At 70.6% G+C, this 18,163-nt stretch carries 15 protein-coding genes; 5 read left to right on the forward strand and 10 right to left on the reverse strand.

From position 1 onward, the window contains the following. Positions 1–13 precede the first annotated feature (13 nt). Genes ACVDFE_RS28080 through ACVDFE_RS28100 form a run of 5 tightly spaced genes read right to left on the reverse strand, consistent with a single transcriptional unit; the run spans position 14 to position 5,641 of the window. Entirely contained in the window at positions 14–1,585 is a 1,572-nt protein-coding gene (locus ACVDFE_RS28080; protein ID WP_458432492.1) for a glucoamylase family protein, read from the reverse strand. Positions 1,586–1,596: 11 nt separating this feature from the next. Beyond that, on the reverse strand, positions 1,597–2,409 hold the full coding sequence (locus ACVDFE_RS28085; RefSeq protein WP_360384049.1) for a carbohydrate ABC transporter permease: 813 nt from the start codon (positions 2,407–2,409) through the stop codon (positions 1,597–1,599). A 2-nt stretch (positions 2,410–2,411) separates the two neighbouring features. Then, entirely contained in the window at positions 2,412–3,308 is an 897-nt protein-coding gene (locus tag ACVDFE_RS28090; RefSeq protein WP_458432493.1) for a carbohydrate ABC transporter permease, read from the reverse strand. Further along, on the reverse strand, positions 3,305–4,579 hold the full coding sequence (locus ACVDFE_RS28095) for a sugar ABC transporter substrate-binding protein (RefSeq protein ID WP_360384055.1): 1,275 nt from the start codon (positions 4,577–4,579) through the stop codon (positions 3,305–3,307). The genes ACVDFE_RS28090 and ACVDFE_RS28095 overlap by 4 nt, the downstream gene beginning before the upstream one ends. A gap of 36 nt (positions 4,580–4,615) precedes the next feature. Further along, complete coding sequence (locus tag ACVDFE_RS28100) at positions 4,616–5,641, reverse strand: LacI family DNA-binding transcriptional regulator (protein ID WP_458432495.1); 1,026 nt, start codon at positions 5,639–5,641, stop codon at positions 4,616–4,618. Between the two features lie 351 nt (positions 5,642–5,992). On the opposite strand from ACVDFE_RS28100, the gene ACVDFE_RS28105 reads away from it, so the two are divergent. Both ACVDFE_RS28105 and ACVDFE_RS28110 read left to right on the forward strand, forming a co-directional pair. Continuing rightward, complete coding sequence (locus ACVDFE_RS28105; protein WP_458432497.1) at positions 5,993–7,477, forward strand: family 43 glycosylhydrolase; 1,485 nt, start codon at positions 5,993–5,995, stop codon at positions 7,475–7,477. Positions 7,478–7,525: 48 nt separating this feature from the next. Beyond that, complete coding sequence (locus ACVDFE_RS28110) at positions 7,526–8,113, forward strand: histidine phosphatase family protein (protein WP_458432499.1); 588 nt, start codon at positions 7,526–7,528, stop codon at positions 8,111–8,113. A 136-nt stretch (positions 8,114–8,249) separates the two neighbouring features. Here ACVDFE_RS28110 and ACVDFE_RS28115 read toward each other — a convergent pair whose 3' ends face one another. Genes ACVDFE_RS28115 through ACVDFE_RS28125 form a run of 3 tightly spaced genes read right to left on the reverse strand, consistent with a single transcriptional unit; the run spans position 8,250 to position 11,181 of the window. Continuing rightward, the gene (locus tag ACVDFE_RS28115) at positions 8,250–9,527 is read right to left on the reverse strand and encodes a PEP/pyruvate-binding domain-containing protein (RefSeq protein ID WP_458432500.1); all 1,278 of its coding nucleotides are present in this window, start codon (positions 9,525–9,527) and stop codon (positions 8,250–8,252) included. Further along, positions 9,515–10,117 carry a transcriptional regulator gene (locus ACVDFE_RS28120; RefSeq protein ID WP_458432501.1) on the reverse strand — a complete coding sequence of 201 codons (603 nt, stop codon included), beginning with the start codon at positions 10,115–10,117 and terminating at the stop codon, positions 9,515–9,517. The genes ACVDFE_RS28115 and ACVDFE_RS28120 overlap by 13 nt, the downstream gene beginning before the upstream one ends. Next, a complete protein-coding gene (locus tag ACVDFE_RS28125) occupies positions 10,114–11,181 on the reverse strand; it encodes a TetR family transcriptional regulator (protein WP_458432502.1) in 1,068 nt (355 codons plus the stop codon). The genes ACVDFE_RS28120 and ACVDFE_RS28125 overlap by 4 nt, the downstream gene beginning before the upstream one ends. A 549-nt stretch (positions 11,182–11,730) precedes the next feature. Here ACVDFE_RS28125 and ACVDFE_RS28130 point away from each other — a divergent pair. Both ACVDFE_RS28130 and ACVDFE_RS28135 read left to right on the forward strand, forming a co-directional pair. Next, complete coding sequence (locus tag ACVDFE_RS28130; RefSeq protein WP_458432503.1) at positions 11,731–13,080, forward strand: endo-1,4-beta-xylanase; 1,350 nt, start codon at positions 11,731–11,733, stop codon at positions 13,078–13,080. Between the two features lie 93 nt (positions 13,081–13,173). After that, positions 13,174–14,430 (forward strand): cellulose binding domain-containing protein, encoded by a 1,257-nt coding sequence (locus tag ACVDFE_RS28135; protein WP_458432504.1) that lies wholly within the window; start codon positions 13,174–13,176, stop codon positions 14,428–14,430. 202 nt (positions 14,431–14,632) lie between these two features. Here the strand turns inward: ACVDFE_RS28135 and glgX are convergent, their stop codons facing one another. After that, the gene (glgX, locus tag ACVDFE_RS28140; protein ID WP_458432505.1) at positions 14,633–16,744 is read right to left on the reverse strand and encodes a glycogen debranching protein GlgX; all 2,112 of its coding nucleotides are present in this window, start codon (positions 16,742–16,744) and stop codon (positions 14,633–14,635) included. An 80-nt stretch (positions 16,745–16,824) separates the two neighbouring features. Here glgX and ACVDFE_RS28145 point away from each other — a divergent pair, with 80 nt between their 5' ends. Next, entirely contained in the window at positions 16,825–17,217 is a 393-nt protein-coding gene (locus tag ACVDFE_RS28145) for a hypothetical protein (protein WP_360384081.1), read from the forward strand. A gap of 111 nt (positions 17,218–17,328) precedes the next feature. Here ACVDFE_RS28145 and ACVDFE_RS28150 read toward each other — a convergent pair whose 3' ends face one another. Beyond that, the gene (locus tag ACVDFE_RS28150; protein WP_360384084.1) at positions 17,329–18,081 is read right to left on the reverse strand and encodes an alpha/beta fold hydrolase; all 753 of its coding nucleotides are present in this window, start codon (positions 18,079–18,081) and stop codon (positions 17,329–17,331) included. Positions 18,082–18,163 lie beyond the last annotated feature (82 nt).

Genomic DNA, 18,163 nt, shown 5'->3' on the forward strand with positions numbered 1-18,163 from the left:
TCAGAAACCTCCATCACATTCGGCTCGCGCCGAACTCCTCGACACCGATCACCGGGCGCAGCGCGCGTTCGACGGCAGGGGTCGAGAACGCGCGGCGGACCACGTCACGGCACAGGACGTTGCCGATGGCACCCATGACCATCGCCTGGTCCAGGGACAGGTAGCGCCGTGCGACGGTGCCCGACCGCACGGCGACGGCGTCGAAGAAACCGCCGCGGCCGTAGGCGCGCAGGTCCCGTTCGATGCCCAGCAGGTTGGTGTACGCCTCGTCGCGCTCGTGCATCATCGCCAGGAACGCCGCGTGCGGGGTGACCACGCCGTCGCCGTAGGACGGGGTGGGCGCGGTGGCCGGGCGGCACGTGCCGAAGCCGGCGTCGTAGTTCGTCATCTCCTGGTCGGAGAAGTAGCCGTTGGCGCCGTTGCCCGGTTCGTTGCCGGGTCCCATGCCGAGCGCGTCCACGCCGTACTCGCGGTAACCACCGGCCGGGTTGCTCGACGGGCTGAAGCCCCAGAAGCCGTACTTCGCCTCCAGCAGGCCGTGTTCGCGTTGCGCCCGCACGTGCAGCGCGTGGTTGCGGCCCCACGACCGCGGCGCCCACCTGGCCTCGGGCACGAACACGTCCGGCATCAGCTCCTCGAACATCGAGCCGCCCCAGCCGGGCACGATCCGCATGCCGCGGTAGGTGTAGGCGCCTTCGAAGACCTCGATGCCGTAGTAGGTGCGGTTCTCCCCCACCGGCTGCATCTCGTGCCACGACCAGTCGCACGACGCCGGGAACGTCCGCCACATCGCGAAGTACTGCTTCGCCGGCACCTGGCCGGTGATGATGCCGAGGTAGCTGGTGATCCGCGTTTCGGACACGGTGGTGTCGTAGTGGTGGGTGGTCAGCCACACGGGGTCGCCGCCGATGTGCGTGCCCTGGTACACGCCGCCGGGCCGGTCGTGGTCGAACGGGAAGAACCCGCCGTGGATCAGGCCGCCTGGCCGCACCGCGGGGTGCGCGGGGTCGTCACCGGGGTTGTAGAAGGAGTCCCAGCGCATCCGGGCGAAGATCCGGCGTGCGAGGCCCGCCGCCGCGCGGTCGGCCCCGGCCACCACGAGCAGGGCGGCGCCGAGCCAGCCGTTGTCGACGCTGGAGCAGAACGGGTGCACGACGGCGCCGGTGCCGGGCCAGGCGCGCAACGCCTCCCCGGTCTCCTCGTCGTACCAGTTGAAGTACATGCCGCTGGGGACGTGGTGCTCCATCCGGTCCAGGGTGGTGAGCGTGCGGACCAGCCGGGCGGACGCCTCGTCCTTCGAGATGAACCCGAGTTCTCTGGCCACGACGGTCGACCACAGGTAGCCGCCGATGTTGGTCGGCGAGGTGTAGCCGGACCGGTCGGCCGGGGCGAGCGACTCGGGGATGTTGTCGGCGGGCAGGCCGGTGCTCGCCGGGGTCATGGCGACCAGGCTGCGCCACGTGTCGCGGGCCCAGCCGCGAACGCGTTCCCGGTCGAACCCGCGGGCGGCGAACGCGGCCCCGGGCACCACGAGTGCCGCTGTCGTTCCCAGCAGGACGGTTCGGCGGGTGATCCTTGCAGTCATGTGAGACCTCGTCACTTGATGCCGGTGGTCGCGATGCCTTCGATGAAACGCCGCTGGAAGACCAGGAACACGGCCAGCACCGGCACGACGACGATGGTGGCCCCGGCCAGCAGCAGGCCGTACTGGATGGAGTTCTGGCCGGTCGAGTAGAGGGCGAGCGCGACCGGGAGCGTGTACTCGCTCTCCTGCTGCGCCACGACGAGCGGCCACAGGAAGTTGTTCCAGCTGCCCAGGAACGTGAGGATGCCGAGCGTGGCGAGCGCGGGCCCGCACAGCGGCAGCACGATCCTGGCGAAGATCCGCAGCTCGCCCGCACCGTCGACCCGGCCGGCGTCGAGCAGTTCGCTCGGCAGGCCGGCGATGAACTGGCGCATCAGGAAGACGCCGAACGGCGAGACGAGGAACGGCAGGATCAACGCGGGCAACGAGTTCGCCAGCCCGGCGTTGACGACCAGGACGTACAGCGGCACGAACGTGACCACGCCCGGGATCATCAGCGTCGCCATCACGACCAGGAACAGCGTCCGCCTGCCGCGGAACTCCAGCTTGGCGAGCGCGTAGCCGACCATCGAGCAGAACAGCAGGTTCCCGGCCGTCACGGCCACCGCGACGATCGTGGAGTTGAGGAAGTACGTGCCGAACTGCAGCCGGGAGAACAGCTGCGTGTAGTTGTCCAGCGACGCCGTGCCGGGCCACCACGTCGGCGGGTTCGCCCGGATCTCGCCCTCGCCCTTGAAGCTGCCCAGCACCATCCACGCGAACGGCGCGACGACGGCGGCGAACGCGACCGTCAGCGGGACGTAGAGCCACCAGCGGTTCCTCATGCTCAGCCCCTCTCCCGCAGCAGCCGGAACTGCAGGGCGGTGACGACGGCGATGACGACGAAGATCAGGTAGCTCATCGCGGAGGCGTAGCCGTAGTTGCCGAACCCGAACTGCCGGTAGGTGTACATCGACGCGGAGATCGTCGAGTTGAGCGGGCCGCCGTTGGTCATGACGTAGGGCTCCTCGAAGAACTGCAGGTAGCCGATCGCCGTGGTGACCGACACGAACAGGATCGTCGGGCGCAGCAGCGGCAGCGTGATGTGCCGGAACCGCTTGAGCGCCCCCGCGCCGTCGATGGACGCCGCCTCGTGCAGCGACGCGGGCACCGCCTGCAACCCGGCCAGGAAGATGATCATCGCGGTGCCGAAGTTGCGCCACGCGGCCATCAGGATCAACGCGGGCATCGACCAGTCCGGGTCGCCGAGCCAGTTCGGCCCGTCGATCCCGAACCAGCCGAGCACGGTGTTGACCAGGCCGAACTCGTCCTGCAGCAGGAACCGCCACACCACCGCGACCGCGACGATCGAGGTGATCACCGGGGTGTAGAAGCCCAGCCGGAAGAACGCGCGGAACCGGGTGATGCCCTTGTCCAGCACCACGGCGGCCAGCAGCGCGATGCCCAGCGTGAGCGGCACGCCGACGAGCACGAAGTACGCGGTGTTCGCGGCGGCCGTGCGGAACAGCGGGTCCGCGAACGCCCGCACGTAGTTCTCGAGCCCGACGAACTCCACCGCGAACGGCGTGCGCAGGTCGCGGTTGCGGGTGTCGGTGAGGCTCATGAACAGCGACTGGAGCACCGGCCAGGCCGTGAACACGAGGAACAGCACGCAGAACGGGACGACCAGGCCCCACGCCGCCCGCTCGACCCCGCGGCGGCGGGCCGCGGCGGGCGAGCTCACCTGCCGGTGCCGATGGAGTCGGCCGCCGACTGGGCCGCCTTCAGCGCGCCGGCCGGGTCGGCACCGGAGCGGGCCACCTTCTCGACCTCGGTGTCGAGCGCGGTGATCACCTGCTCCCAGGTGGCGAAGGTGGGCGGCGACTGGGCGGTGTCGAGCTGCTTGCCGAACGTCGCGAGCTTGGTGTCGGCGGTGAGCGCCGGGTCCTGCCACGCGCTCTTCACCGACGGCAGGTCCGTGGACTGCCGGTACCACTTGACCTGCGTCTTGGCGTCGGCGAGCCAGCTCACGAACTTCCAGGCCGAGTCGCGGTTCTTCGTCTCCTTGAACACCACGAAGTTGGAGCCGCCGACGAAGCTCGACGAGGTCTTCTTGACCGGCATCGGCATGACGTCGTACTTGTCCTTGAAACCCTCACCGCCGAGCTTCTCGACCGCGGACATCATCCAGGGACCGGAGATGAACATCGGCACGCGGCCGCTGACGAAGTCGGGTTCGGTCGTGGGCTGCGCGGGTGCTTCCCCGTCCGCGATGCCCTCGGAGAAGTAGGAGCCGTAGTACTCCAGCGTCTCCTTCAGCTCCGGGCTGTCGAAGTTGTAGGCGGCACCGTCGTCCTTGGTCAGCTGCGCGCCGTTGGACCAGGCGAAGGGCAGCAGCGACTGCCACGAACCGGTTCCGCCCGCCTGCAGGCCGATCCCGAACTTGGCGCCCGCCTTGGCCTGCATGGCCTTGGCCATCTCCTTGAGGCCGGCCCAGTCCTTCGGCGGCGTCTCGAAGCCCGCGGTCTTGGCGAGGTCCTTGCGGTAGTAGACGAGCCGCGTCTCGACGTACCAGGGGATGCCGTAGGAGGTGCCGCCGACCTCGGTGGTGCGCTGCGCGCCGTCGAAGAACGCGCCCTTGTCGATCGACGACGGGGTCGGGTCGAGCGCGCCCATGCCCGCGAACTCCCCCATCCACGTCGAGCCGACCATGGCCGCGTCGGGCGCCTGGCCCGCGGTGATCGCCGAGGTGAACTTGTTGTGCGCGGCGTCCCACGGGATCGCGGTGACCTGGACGTCCACACCGGGGTTGGCCTTCTCGAACTCCTCCGCGAGGGCAGGCAGCTTCTCCCCCTCGGCGCCCATGGCCCAGACGGTGACGGTGCCCGTGGCGGGTCCCTGGGAGATGTCGCCTCCCTGCTGGCCACCGGCCCGGTCGTCACCGCGCCCGCACGCGGCGAGCACCAGCACCAGGGCGGACAGGCCCGCGAGCGACTTGGCGGTCTTGCGCACCATTGGTTTCCCGCTTCCTCTCTGAAGTGGACGGTGTGATCAGGGGCAGCCGCACGACGAGCGCACGACCAGCTGCGTCGGCAACGTCTGCGCGTTCTTCCGCACCGGCTCCCCGCTCACCAGGTCGTGCAGGCGGCTCGCGGCCAGCGCGCCGAGCGCGTGGACGGGCTGGCGGACGGTGGTGAGCCCCGGCCGCACGTACCGCGAGGTCATGACGTCGTCCCAGCCGACCACCGCGATGTCACCGGGCACGTCCTTCCCGGCGTCCTGCAACGTGGTCATGACGCTCAACGCGAGCTCGTCGTTGGCGCACATCAGCGCGTCCACGTCGTGCTCGCCGCGCAGGAGGTCCCGCGCGAACGCGGCACCGTCGGCCTCGCGCAACCCGACCCCGACCGGCTCGGCGGCCGTGCGCCCGCGGTCTTCGTGGGCGGCCACGAACCCCGCGTACCGGTCGCGGATGTCGGGCCCGCTGTCCGGGTCGCCGACGAACAACGCCCGGTGCCGCCCGTGGTCGAGCACGTGCCCGGCCAGCTCCCGCGCGCTCTCCAGGTTCTCCGCCGCGACCGCCTCGACCCCGTCCAGCGGCTCACCGGCGATGACGACGACGGGTTTCCTGGCGTGCAGCAACCGCACCACGTCCCGCGAGATTGCCGCCGCCCCGAACACCGCGATGGCGTCGACCCTGGTGGCGAGCTGCCGCACCGCCGCGGCCAGGTCCGTCCGGCTGTCGGTGAGCACCAGCACGACCGACTGCGCGAGCTCGGCGGCCCGCGCCTCGAACCCCATCAGCAGCTCGGCGTAGTAGGGACCGGACAGCTCCGGCAGCACCAGCCCGTGCGCCTCGTGGTGCCGCACCGCCAGGCTCCGCGCCGCACCGAGCGGCACGTACCCGAGCTCCTCGACGGCGGTGAGCACCTTCTGCCGGGTCGTCTCGGCCACGACGGTGGCCCCCTGCAACACCCGCGAGACGGTGGCGATGCTGACCCCGGCACGCTCGGCGACCGAGTAGATCGTCGCGCCTGCGGGCTTGGCCTCCTGGGAGGCGTGGTGCTGCTTCGCCATCGTGCTGCCTGCCACCTCGTCGTCGCTGACGGTTCTATGTAAGCGCTTACATGTCACTACTTGTGATGTAAGCGCTTACATAAGTTGATGGGGCAAATATAGGCACGAGTTGCGGCGGGACACAAGACCGACGACTGCCGGGCAGCTCGCCACGACACCAGGAAAGCGCTGCTCAGACGCGTGTTGGAAAGTTTCGAGGATTGTCGGTCAGCTGCCCGCCGGGCCAAGGGCGCGACCGGTTGCTGTCCAGGACAGATCCGCCCCGCGACCTGGACAGTGTTCATCCGCTGGTGTTTGGATGATCACACACCGTGCTTACAACGTTGTATCCCGGCAGATTGGACCGAGACGTTGACCTCCAGGATCGTCGCCTCCGCCTTGGCCGCCCTGCTGCTCGGCAGCGTGCCCGCCGTGGCCTCGTCCACGGCCGCCGTGCCCGACTTCGTGACGGCGGAGGCCGGCAACCCCTTCGTGGACGGGTGGTACGCCGACCCCGACACCGCGTTCTACGAGAACAGGTACTGGGTCTTCCCCACCTCGTCGCGCCCCTACGACGAGCAGACCTACCTCGACGCCTTCTCCTCGACCGACCTGGTCACCTGGACCAAGCACCCGAACGTCCTGACCACCGCGTCCGTCTCCTGGGCCCGCCGCGCCGTCTGGGCACCGGCCCCCGTGCAGCGCAACGGCAAGTACTACCTGTACTTCGGCGCCAACGACATCCAGTCCGACTCCGAGCTCGGCGGCATCGGCGTCGCGGTCGCCGACCGGCCGGAGGGACCGTACCGGGACGCGATCGGCAAGCCGTTGATCGCGCAGTTCGTGAACGGCGCGCAACCCATCGACCAGGACGTCTTCATCGACACCGACGGTCAGGCGTACCTGTACTACGGCGGCTGGGGTCATGCGAACGTCGTCAAGCTCAACGCGGACATGACGAGCCTCGGCACGTTCGCCGACGGCAGCACGTACAGGGAGATCACCCCGGCGAACTTCACCGAGGGGTCGCAGATGTTCAAGCGCGGCGGCAAGTACTACTTCATGTGGTCCGAGGACGGCTGGACCGGCCCGAACTACGCCGTGGCCTACGCGATCTCCGACTCCCCCACCGGCCCGTTCACCAAGGTCGGCCGCGTGCTCGGCCAGGACCCCGCGGTGGCACGGGGTTCCGGCCACAACGGCGTGATCAACGTGCCGGGCACCGACATCTGGTACATCACCTACCACCGCCGCCCGTTGAGCAAGTCCGGCGCCAACGACCGCCAGCTCGCCTACGACCGCATGACCTTCAACGCCGACGGCACCATCCAGCCGGTCACCATGCGGGTCAAGGACAACTTCGCCGACGACAACGCGATCGGCTGGACCACCCACGGCGGCACCTGGGCAGCCCGATCCGGCCGCTACGAGGCCGGCTCGTCGTTCGGCGGGAAGTCGTTGCTGGACACCAACTTCACGAACTTCGTCCAGGACGTCGACGTCATCCCCCGCTCCGCCGCGGGTGACAGCGGCGTCGTGTTCCGCGTGACGCAGGCGGCCACCGGCACCGACAGCTACCGCGGCTACTACGCGGGGATCACCGGCAACGGCCGGGTCGTGCTGGGCAAGGCGGACAACAGCTGGACGCAGCTGGCGTCCGCGCCGGTGACCGTGCGGCCGAACGCGGCGCACCGGCTGCGGGTGGAGGCGGTCGGGGCGTCGATCAAGGTGTACGTCGGGGACCTGACGACGCCGAAGATCTCGGTGACCGACACGAGCTACGCCGGCGGGGCCAACGGGGTGCGCGTGTTCAACACGGGTGCGGCGTTCGACAACTTCGCCGTCGCGCACCGCTGAGCCGCAGGTTGTTACCATCCGGATGTTGACGACATCCAGGAGTGGTGAATGGCGACTCGGCACCTGTACGTGGTGCGACACGGCGCGGCGGACCCGTTCGGCGAGCTGACGGAGGTCGGGGAACGCCAGGCGCACCTGCTCGGTGAGCGCCTGGCGGAGTCGCCGATCACGGCGGTGTGGCACTCCCCTCTGCCCAGAGCCGTGCGCACCGCCCGGATCCTCGGCACGCACCTGCCGGGGGCGGCGGTGGCCGAGGCACCGGAGCTGGTCGACCACGTGCCGCACGTGCCGGAGGACGTCCCACCGGCGTGGGCGGGGTTCTTCGACGGCTACGACGCCGCGGAGGCCGCGGCAGGCGCACGGTTGGCGGAGGCCTTGACCGCGCGGTTCGCCGGGCCGGCCGCTGCCGAGTCGCACGAGGTGCTGGTGACGCACGCCTACCAGGTGGCGTGGCTGGTGCGTGACGCCCTCGGGGCGCCGCCGGCCCGGTGGCTGGGGATGAGCTGCGGGAACGCGGCGTTGACGGTGGTCGAGCACCGGCACGGGAGTCCGCCGGCTTTGGTGGTCTACAACGACATGGGGCACCTGCCGGCGGAGCTGCGGTGGACGGGGTTCGGGCCGGGGCTGCGGCCGTGAGGTGAGGGGGGCCGGGTCGCCCGGCTGCGGCCGTGCGGTGAGGGGGCCAGGTCGCCTGGCTGCGGCCGTGAGGTGAGGAAGCCGGGTCGCCCGGCTTTGGCCGTGCGGTGAGGGAGCCGGTTGCCCGGTGGTGCCTTTATCGGCGCAGCACCGCCTGCGCGGCGACCAGCCGCTCGACCTCGCCGCCGCTCCCGGCGCCACCGACGACCTCGTCCGCCCACCCGAGCAACCGCTCCAGGCGCGAATCCGCCTCTCCCGTCACCACTTCGGGCCGCCCGAGCACGACCTCACCACTCGTCCCGTCCAGCGTGACCACCACACCGGCGGCGAGGGTCAGCTCCCCTGCCCCGACAACGGCCGGCTTCCCCATCGACCGCGCCACCACCGCCGCATGACTCGCCGGCCCACCGCGCGCAGTGACCACGCCGGCCGCCACGGCCAGCCCGCGGATGTCGTCCGGTGATGTCTCCGGCCGGAGCAGCACGACGGGACCACCCGCGGCCCGACGCACCGCGTCGTCGGAGGTCAGCGCCACCTGCCCGGTCGCGACCCCGGGACACACACCCACGCCTCGCGCCACCACCTCCGTTCCCGCGGCGATCCGCGGCACGCGCACGTGCCGCAGGTGCGAGGGCGACACCCGCAGCAGGGCCTCGGCGCGGGTGATCAGGCCTTCGTCGGCGAGGTCGGTGGCGGTGCGAACGGCGGCGGCCCCGGTGAACCGCCCCGGCCGCACCTGCAGCAGCCACAGCCGGCCGGACTCGAAGGTGAACTCGACGTAGCAGGCGTCGCGGTAGTGCCGCTCGATCCGGTGCAGCGCGTCGTGGAGGTTCTGCCGCACAGGGGGTTCCAGCGCGGTCAGCGGCAGGGTCAGTGACCGGCCGGAGACGACGGCCTCGCCGTGGTGTCCGAAGAGGACCTCGCCGAACGGCGTGCGCGCGCCGGTGCTCGGGTCGCGGCTGAAGGCGACGCCGGCGCCGCTGTGGTCGTCGCGGGTGCCGAACACCATCTGCTGCACCACGACGGCCGTGCCGAGGTCGTGCGGGATGCCGTGCAACGTGCGGTAGGTGCGGGCACGGGGTGTGTTCCACGAGGCGAACACGGACTCGACCGCGTCGTCCAGGGTGGTCGGGTCCACGTCGAGGATCGTGTCCATCATGCCGGGCATCGACACCGCGGCGCCGGAGCGGACCGAGACCGCGGACATCCCCGCCACGGCCGCCGCGAGCTCGGCACCGAGTCCGGGTGGAAGCCGGCCGTCGCGCAGGAACGCGCGGCACGCGTCCGTGGTCACGACGACCGCGGCGGGGACGGGCAGGCCGAGGCGGTGCAGCAGGGCCAGGCCGTGCGCCTTGCCGCCCACCACCTCCGGCGGCTCGTGCAGGTCCGCGGAGACCGTCCTCACCCAGCCCATCGCTGGATCCCCATGGTCGCGAGGAGGTCCTCGTGCAGTTCGGCCCACACGGTGTGGAACGAGTCGATCGTGTCGGTGAGGTGGTCCCGCTCGCCCGCTTCCGCGCGGGCCAGGGCGGTGCCGAGGCGGGTCTCGTAGCGGCCGAACCGGGGCAGCGCGGCGGCCAGAGCGGCGATCACGACGAGCGCGCGGTCGTGGAAGTCGCGGAACAGGCCCACGACGCGGTCGTCGTAGGCAGCGTCCGTGTGGTCGTTGATGGTCGTGGCGCCGTCGACCGGGCGGATCTGCCACGCCGTGCAGAGGTCGAGCAGCTCGGGGTTGAGCACGAGGAACTCCTCGAACGCGGCCTTCAGCTCGGTACGGGTGCCGGCCCCGTCCAGCTCGGCGGCGGTCTGCTCGGCGTCGGCGGCCTTGCCGTCCTCCGTCAGCGACCAGCCGCCGAAGTCGCGGTGGTGGGTGACGAGGCCGGCGACGGCGAGGTCGATCAGGTCGGACTCCACTTCGGACGGTGACAGCCCGGTGAACGCGGCCACCCGCGTCACGTTCGTGGCACCGGTGCAGCGCAGGGCGTGCAGCACCAACGGGTTCACGACGTCGCCTCCCGCCTGCGCGCACCGGCCGCGTGACTGGCGCCCAGCCCCTGAGCGCGGGCCACGACCACACCGTCGCGCACCCGGACCGCCGCCTCCGTGTCGTCGCCGGCGTTCCCGAGCCCGAGCGCGGACGGCACCGCCGCGTCCTCGTCGAGCACCAGCCGTACGTGCCGCCACACGTCGGGCGCGAACACCCGCCGCAGGCAGCCGACGAGGTCGGTGAGCCGCAGCCGCACGAGGCGGCCGGTCTCCTCCTGGTCGCCGGTCACCACGACCAGCACGACCTGTTCGCCGGGCCGCACCGACCGCAGCGCCTCCTCAGCCGCGCCGAGCCGGCCGGCGCCGAGCACCGCGACCAGGCCGTCGGTCAGGTCGACCGGGCCTCCGCCGATCAGGTCGACTAGACCCTCCGGCGCGGTCCAGGCGTCGGCGCAGGTCCGCGCCGGGGCGACGTAGGGCAGGTGCGGTGGCGCCCAGGTGTCCGCGAGGTCGACCTGCGCCAGGTGCCGGCACGCGTGCGCCACGTCGAACGGGTCGCCGAAGCCCGGCGCCGACTCGGCCCGGTGCGCCGCGCCGTCGAGCAACGTCAGCACCACCTGCGCCAGCCGCACCTGTCGCGCGGGACCACCGCGTTCCAGCGCCGTCGCCAGCAGGACCGCCTCCAGCGCCGCGACCTGGGCGAGCACCGGTCCGTGCCGGTCGTCGAGCACACCGTCCAGCGACCTGAGCTGCAACCGCCCGCCCGCGGCCGAGTCGCCCACCAGCGGCAACCGCTCCAGCCACACCCGCGCGAACACGCCCAGCGCGTCGACCGCCGACGACGGCGACACCTCGGCCGGCATCCCGCCCGCGGCACCGGCCAGCTCGATCAGCACGGCGAGGTACAGCGCGCGCTTGCCGGGGAAGTTGGAGTACACCGCGCCACGGGTCAGCTCCGCCCGCTCCGCGATGCGGTCCACCTTGGCCCCGGCGTAGCCGTGCTCGGTGAACTCCTCCTTCGCCGCCGCCAGCACGGACGCCCGCGTGCGCGCCTGTTGCTGTGCCCTCGTCAGCCGCACCATCGGCCACTCCCCGCTACGGTTCAGATGTTGTGAACATCCAGATTACCGCAACGTCCGAATCAGTTCAGGACCGCCGCCCCGGCGGCACATGCTTGAGGGTGGGTCCCGCCGTGGCGCCGCCCGCGACACGAATGGCGGAGCACAATTCATGATCGTCGGCACGCGCACGGGTCCTGATCAAGAACCACACGCGCCGGAGTTTTCGAAAAGAGTTTCGAAACTTCGCCGATTCACGCGTCGGCACAGCGAGTCGGAAGCACTCGCACAAGAGTGAATCCCATGTAGTCGAACATGTCGTTCACCTGGTCGTTCGACAACGATTCGACACGGGTCTTGACAGCTTCAACGGTCCTCCCCGGACCGCACCAAGGCCTGTGAGCAGCGCGAACGCGACCCTTGATCCGTCGAACGGATTCGGTTAATACTGCTCGCAGTTCGGCGTCGGGCGGGGTGGTTTTGGCGCAATCCGCATCGCCCGCACCGGACAGATCAGCAACTGAACCCATTCCACCCGCGAAGCTGCGGGTGCAAACTCAGAAAGCGCCGAATATGACGCTGACAGCGAAGTCAGTCGCACGGGTGACCCTCGTGTCCAGCCTTGTCGCCGCCACCGTCGGTGCCGCGATCATCGCGGCGTCGCCCGCCAGTGGGGCCGCGTCCACACTGGCCGCGGCGGCCCAGCAGAGCGGCCGGTACTTCGGCACCGCGGTGGCCGCGAACAAGCTCGGCGACTCGACCTACGTGGGGATTCTGAACCGCGAGTTCGACATGGTCACCGCCGAGAACGAGATGAAGATGGACGCGACCGAGCCGAACCAGAACCAGTTCAGCTACGGCAACGCGGACCGGATCGTCAACCAGGCCCGCAACCAGGGCAAGCGGGTGCGCGGGCACGCGCTGGCCTGGCACATGCAGCAGCCCGGCTGGATGCAGAACATGTCCGGCACCGCCCTGCGCAACGCGATGCTCAACCACGTCACGCAGGTCGCCACCTACTACCGGGGCAAGATCTACGCCTGGGACGTGGTGAACGAGGCGTTCGCCGACGGCAACAGCGGCGGGCGTCGCGACTCGAACCTCCAGCGCACCGGCAACGACTGGATCGAGGCCGCGTTCCGCGCGGCCCGTGCGGCGGACCCGAACGCGAAGCTCTGCTACAACGACTACAACACCGACAACTGGTCGCACGCCAAGACCCAGGGCGTCTACCGGATGGTGCAGGACTTCAAGTCCCGCGGCGTCCCGATCGACTGCGTCGGCTTCCAGGCGCACTTCAACAGCGGCAACCCGGTTCCGTCGAACTACCACACCACGCTGCAGAACTTCGCGGCGCTGGGCGTGGACGTCCAGATCACCGAACTGGACATCGAGGGCTCCGGCAGCTCGCAGGCCCAGCAGTACCAGGGCGTCACGCAGGCCTGTCTCTCCGTGGCCCGCTGCACCGGCATCACGGTGTGGGGCATCCGCGACACCGACTCGTGGCGCGCCTCGGGCACCCCGTTGCTGTTCGACGGCAGCGGCAACAAGAAGGCCGCGTACAACTCGGTCCTCAGCGTCCTGAACAGCGGCACGGGCGGCACCGACCCCACGACCACCACCACGACGACGACCACGACGTCCAACCCCGGCGGCGGGGGCTGCACGGCGACGTACTCCGAGGGTGAGAAGTGGGGCGACCGCTTCAACGGCAACGTCACGGTGTCGGGCACTGACAACTGGATCGTGACGGTGACCGTGAGCTCGCCACAGCGGATCATCGCCACCTGGAACACCAGTGCCTCGTGGGACTCCGCGAACGTGATGACCGCGCGCCCCAACGGCAGCGGCAACACGTTCGGCTTCACCATCATGCACGGCGGCAACTGGAACTGGCCCAGCATCTCCTGCCGGGTCGCCTGATCACACCAGCGGAGGGCCCCGGTGACCACCGGGGCCCTTCCCCCGTCCGCGCTACGCCACTCCGCCGCCACCCGGACTGGACGGAGCAAAGCCATGCACTCCACCGATTCCCGCACGTTCAGAGCAGCCGCGGCCATGGCCGCCGCGGTGCTCGTCACGACAACGGCCGCCGTGGCCGGGTCGCAGTCCGCGGCAGCCGCCGCCGGGTGCAGGGCCGACTACAGGGTCGGGTCCCAATGGCAGGGAGGCTTCACCGCCGAGGTCGTCGTCACGAACCTCGGTGACGCGGTCACCGGCTGGCGGCTCGCGTGGACGTTCCCCGGTGACGAGCGGATCACGCAGTCGTGGAACGGGTCGCACACCCAGTCCGGCGCGAACGTGACCGCCGTCAACGCGGCCTGGAACGGTGGCATCGCCACCGGCGCGACCGTCTCGCTCGGGTTCAACGCCACCGCCAGTGCGCGCGCGGCGACCCCGGCGGTGTTCACCCTCAACGGCACCGCGTGCACCGGCACCACCGACCCCACCACGACGACCACCACGACCACGACGAGCACGGACCCCCAGCCGGGTCGGCCCGCGATCGAGAACAACTTCCCCGTCACCCGCGAGGGCGCGTACGGCGACAACCGCTTCACGGTGTTCCGCCCGGCGAACCCGCAGGCGGCCGACCGGCCACTGCCCGTGCTGGCGTTCGGCAACGGCGCCTGCGCGCACACGAACAACAGCGAGGTCACCCGCATCCTGACGTTCGTCGCGTCGAAGGGCTTCGTGGTCGTGGACACCGGCTCGGTCGACGGCTCGCCCAACGGCGTGCCGAGCGGGTCGCCGATCCCCTCCCTGCTGACGGACGCGATCACCTGGGCCGAACGGGAGCAGAACCGCTCCGGCGCCGCCCTGCGCCAGCGCCTCGACCTGACCAGGGTCGCCACCGCGGGCCACTCGTGCGGCGGGCTGGAGGCACTGGTCGCCGCGCAGGACCGCCGGGTGTCCGCCGTGATCGCGTTGAACAGCGGTTTCTTCGCCGACGGCGCCTTCGGCTACCCGCGCTCCGAGCTCGGCAAGCTGCACACGCCGGCGCTGTTCATGGACGGCGGCTCCTCCGACATCGCCTACGCCAACAACCAGGCCAACTACGACCTGGCCACCGTGCCGTCCGTCCTGGCGCGGCACCCGCAGGCCGGGCACGTCGGGTTCATCACCGGCAGCCAGCTGACCGACGGCATGACGACGGTCGTGCAGTTCCTCGACATGGTGCTCAACGGCAACCAGACCGCCCGCAACTACGTCCTCAGCCCGTCCGGCCTGGCCGCCAAGGCGCCGTGGGTGGTGGCCAAGAAGAACTTCTGACCCGGTTCCAGACCCCGGCAGTTCCAGACCCCGGCAGGGCGGGGGCCGCCGCAACGCCGTGACGGCGCAGGGGCGCAGGGCGCACCCGCACGGCGTTGCGGCGTCGGGCTGCGCGGGTCACCGGCCGGTTCCGGGCACTGCCACGAGGTGCTGCCGCGGACATCCGCGGCAGCCACCCGTGGCCCTACCGGTCACCTGACCGTCAGCCCACCCGCTTCAGCACCACCAGCGACCGCGCCGCCAGGACGAGCTGGCCGGTCGCGGGGATCGGCTTCTCCCGCTCGCCGACCTCACCGGTCGCGGTGTCCACCACGACCACCCACTCCGGGCCGTAGGTGGGCTCGGGCAGCGTCACCTCGATGTCCTCGTGGTGGGCGTTGAACGCGATGAGGAACGAGTCGTCGACCACCCTCATCCCGCTCTGGTCCAGGTCGGGGATGCCTTCGCCGTTGAGGAAGACGACGATGCACTTGCCGAAGTCGTCCTCCCAGTTCTGCTCGGTCATCTCCTCACCGGAGGGGGTGAACCACGCGATGTCGCGCAGCTCGTCGCCCTTGCGGATCGGCCGGCCGACGAAGAACCGCTTGCGCCGGAACACCGGGTGCGCCTTGCGGAACGCGGTCAGCGCCGAGGTGAAGTCGACCAGCTCGGCGTTCGCGTCGGCCAACGTCCAGTCCACCCACGAGATGGCGTTGTCCTGGCAGTAGACGTTGTTGTTGCCGTCCTGCGTGCGGCCGAACTCGTCGCCGTGCAGGATCATCGGCACGCCCTGCGACAACAGCAGCGTCGCCATCATGTTCCGCCGCTGCCGGGCGCGCAGCGTGAGGACGCCCTCGTCGTCGGTCGGTCCTTCGGCGCCGCAGTTCCACGAGCGGTTGTGGCTCTCGCCGTCGTTGTTGTCCTCGCCGTTGGCGTCGTTGTGCTTCTCGTTGTACGACACCAGGTCGTTGAGCGTGAAGCCGTCGTGGGCGGTGACGAAGTTGATCGACGCGTAGGGCCGGCGGCCGTCGTTCTGGTAGAGGTCGGAGGAGCCGGTGATGCGCGAGGCGAACTCGCCCAGCGTCGCCGGCTCACCGCGCCAGAAGTCCCGGACGGTGTCGCGGAACTTGCCGTTCCACTCCGTCCACAGCGGCGGGAAGTTGCCCACCTGGTACCCACCGGGACCGACGTCCCACGGCTCGGCGATCAGCTTGACCTGCGAGACCACCGGGTCCTGCTGCACGACCTCGAAGAACGTCGCCAGCCGGTCCACGTCGTAGAACTCCCGCGCCAGCGTCGCCGCCAGGTCGAACCGGAAGCCATCGACGTGCATCTCGGTGACCCAGTACCGCAGCGAGTCCATGATCAGCTGCAACGTGTGCGGCGTCCGCACGTTCAGGGAGTTGCCGGTGCCCGTGTAGTCCATGTAGTACTGCGGGTCGTCCTCGACGAGCCGGTAGTACGCCTCGTTGTCGATGCCCTTCATCGACAGGGTCGGCCCGAGGTGGTTGCCCTCGGCGGTGTGGTTGTAGACCACGTCGAGGATGACCTCGATGCCCGCCTGGTGCAGGGTGCGGACCATGCCCTTGAACTCCTGCACCTGGTCGCCGGAGCCGGCGAGGGAGGCGTAGGCGTCGTGCGGCGCGAAGAAGCCGATCGTGTTGTAGCCCCAGTAGTTGGTGAGGCCCTTGTCGGCGAGGGTGTGGTCGCTGATGAACTGGTGCACCGGCATCAGCTCGACCGCGGTCACACCCAGCCTGGTCAGGTGGTCGATCATCACCGGGTGCGCGAGACCCGCGTACGTTCCGCGCATCCGCTCCGGGATCTCCGGGTGGTCGATCGTGAGGCCGCGGACGTGCGCCTCGTACACGACGCTCTCGTTGTAGGGCGTCCTCGGCAGCCGGTCCTCCGCCCAGTCGAAGAACGGGTTGACCACCACGGACTTCGGCACGAACGGCGCCGAGTCGTCGTCGTTGCGCTCGTCCGGCGCGCCGAACCGGTAGCTGTAGAGGGACTCGTCCCACCGCAGCCCGTCGCTGATCGCCTTCGCGTACGGGTCGATGAGCAGCTTGGTGGGGTTGCAGCGAAGGCCCCGCTCCGGGTCGTACGGCCCGTGCACGCGGTACCCGTACCGCTGTCCCGGTCCGACGCCGTGCAGGTAACCGTGGTGGACGAAACCGCTCACCTCGGGCAGGTGAACCCGCGTCTCGGTGCCGTCGTCGTCGAACAGGCAGAGCTCGACGCGGTCTGCCACCTCCGAGAACAACGCGAAGTTGGTACCGACGCCGTCATAGGTGGCGCCGAGCGGGTAGGACGTTCCAGGCCAGGCTTTCACGCGCGAGGTATGCCCAGGATCACCCGATCTAACTCTTTCGAGTGCAGGTTGTGCTCGCGATCACCGGGTAACCGGCTCTCATGGCAACACATGATCTGGGCGCGGGCGACGACCAGGCGTCCTACACGCCCCCGCACGACACCGGCTCACCCGACTCGGTCGAAACCGATCCCGCGGCCCTGAACAGCGCGGAGGACCTCGACGAGGACCGCCTCAAGCTGGACCCGCTCGAAGCGGGGATGGACCCGCCGGAGCGGTGGACGGCCGCCGACAAGTACGGCACGACGCCGTACGAGCAGGCCCACCCGCGTCCGCTGGACGACCGGCTGGCAGAGGAACAGCCCGACGTGCCGGTCGTGCCGAGCGAGCTGGACGAGGAGTCGCAGACCGAGGCCGCGGGGCGGGGCCAGCTCGCCGACGAGCCCGGTGGCTCGGTGGCGAGCACGGCACGGACGCCCGACGAGCCGATCTGATCCCGCAGCGGCCGCGCCCGCCGGACGCAACCGTCCGGCGGGCGCCGTTCTGCGCCGAAGCCCGCGTCACCGGTTGAGACGTCCGAACAGGACCTCGACGACGCCGCTCGGCTACCCGGTCACCCCGGCGATCAGCTGCGCCGTCATCCCCCCGCGGTGGAACAGGAACGCGTGGGCACCGGGTACCACCACCGCCCGCCCGTCCGGTGCCGCGGCGGCGAGCCGTTCGACCCAGTGCACCGGCGACAACGCGTCGTGCTCACCGCGCACCACCAGCACCGGGCACCCCACCCGCGCGACGACCTCTTCCGGCCGGTCCCGCTGGGCCGAGCGGACGAAGCGCGCGATCTCCACCGGACCGGCGCGCAGGTAGTCGGGCACCGTCCCGCGCACCACCGAGGGCGGCTCGTGCGGCAGGGTGCGCAGGAACCCGCTGACCAGGCCGCCCAGGCCGCGTTGTTCCGGTGGGAAGGTGGGGCCGAGCAGCACCAGCGACCGCACCAGCTCCGGCCGGGCCGCCGCGGCGTGCAGTGCGGCCTGGGCACCGGTGGAGTGCCCTGCCAGCACCACCGGAGCCGCGACCACCTCCTCGACCCAGTCGCACACCGCCCGCGCGACCGCGCCGATCCCGGCCGGGCACACCCGCGCCGCGCGGTGGCCGAAGCCCGGCACGTCGAGCAGGTGCGCCCTGGTGAAGGCACCGCAGCCGGCGAGGGTGTCGGCTAGGTAGCCGAGTGCGCCGAGGCCGGGCACCAGCACGACGTCGGGCCGGTCGCCGACGCGGTGCCCCGCCGTCAGGCTGCGGAACTCCCGGTCCCCGACCCGGTCCCACCGTTCCCGCACGTGCCGCGGGCGGTCCGGCATGGCTGACTCCCTCCGCCGTGGTCCACACCGGAACTACCGCTCCCCCGATCGGCGAAACGTGACGCACGGCGGAGATCCGCGT

The organism is Lentzea chajnantorensis (genome assembly GCF_054300775.1).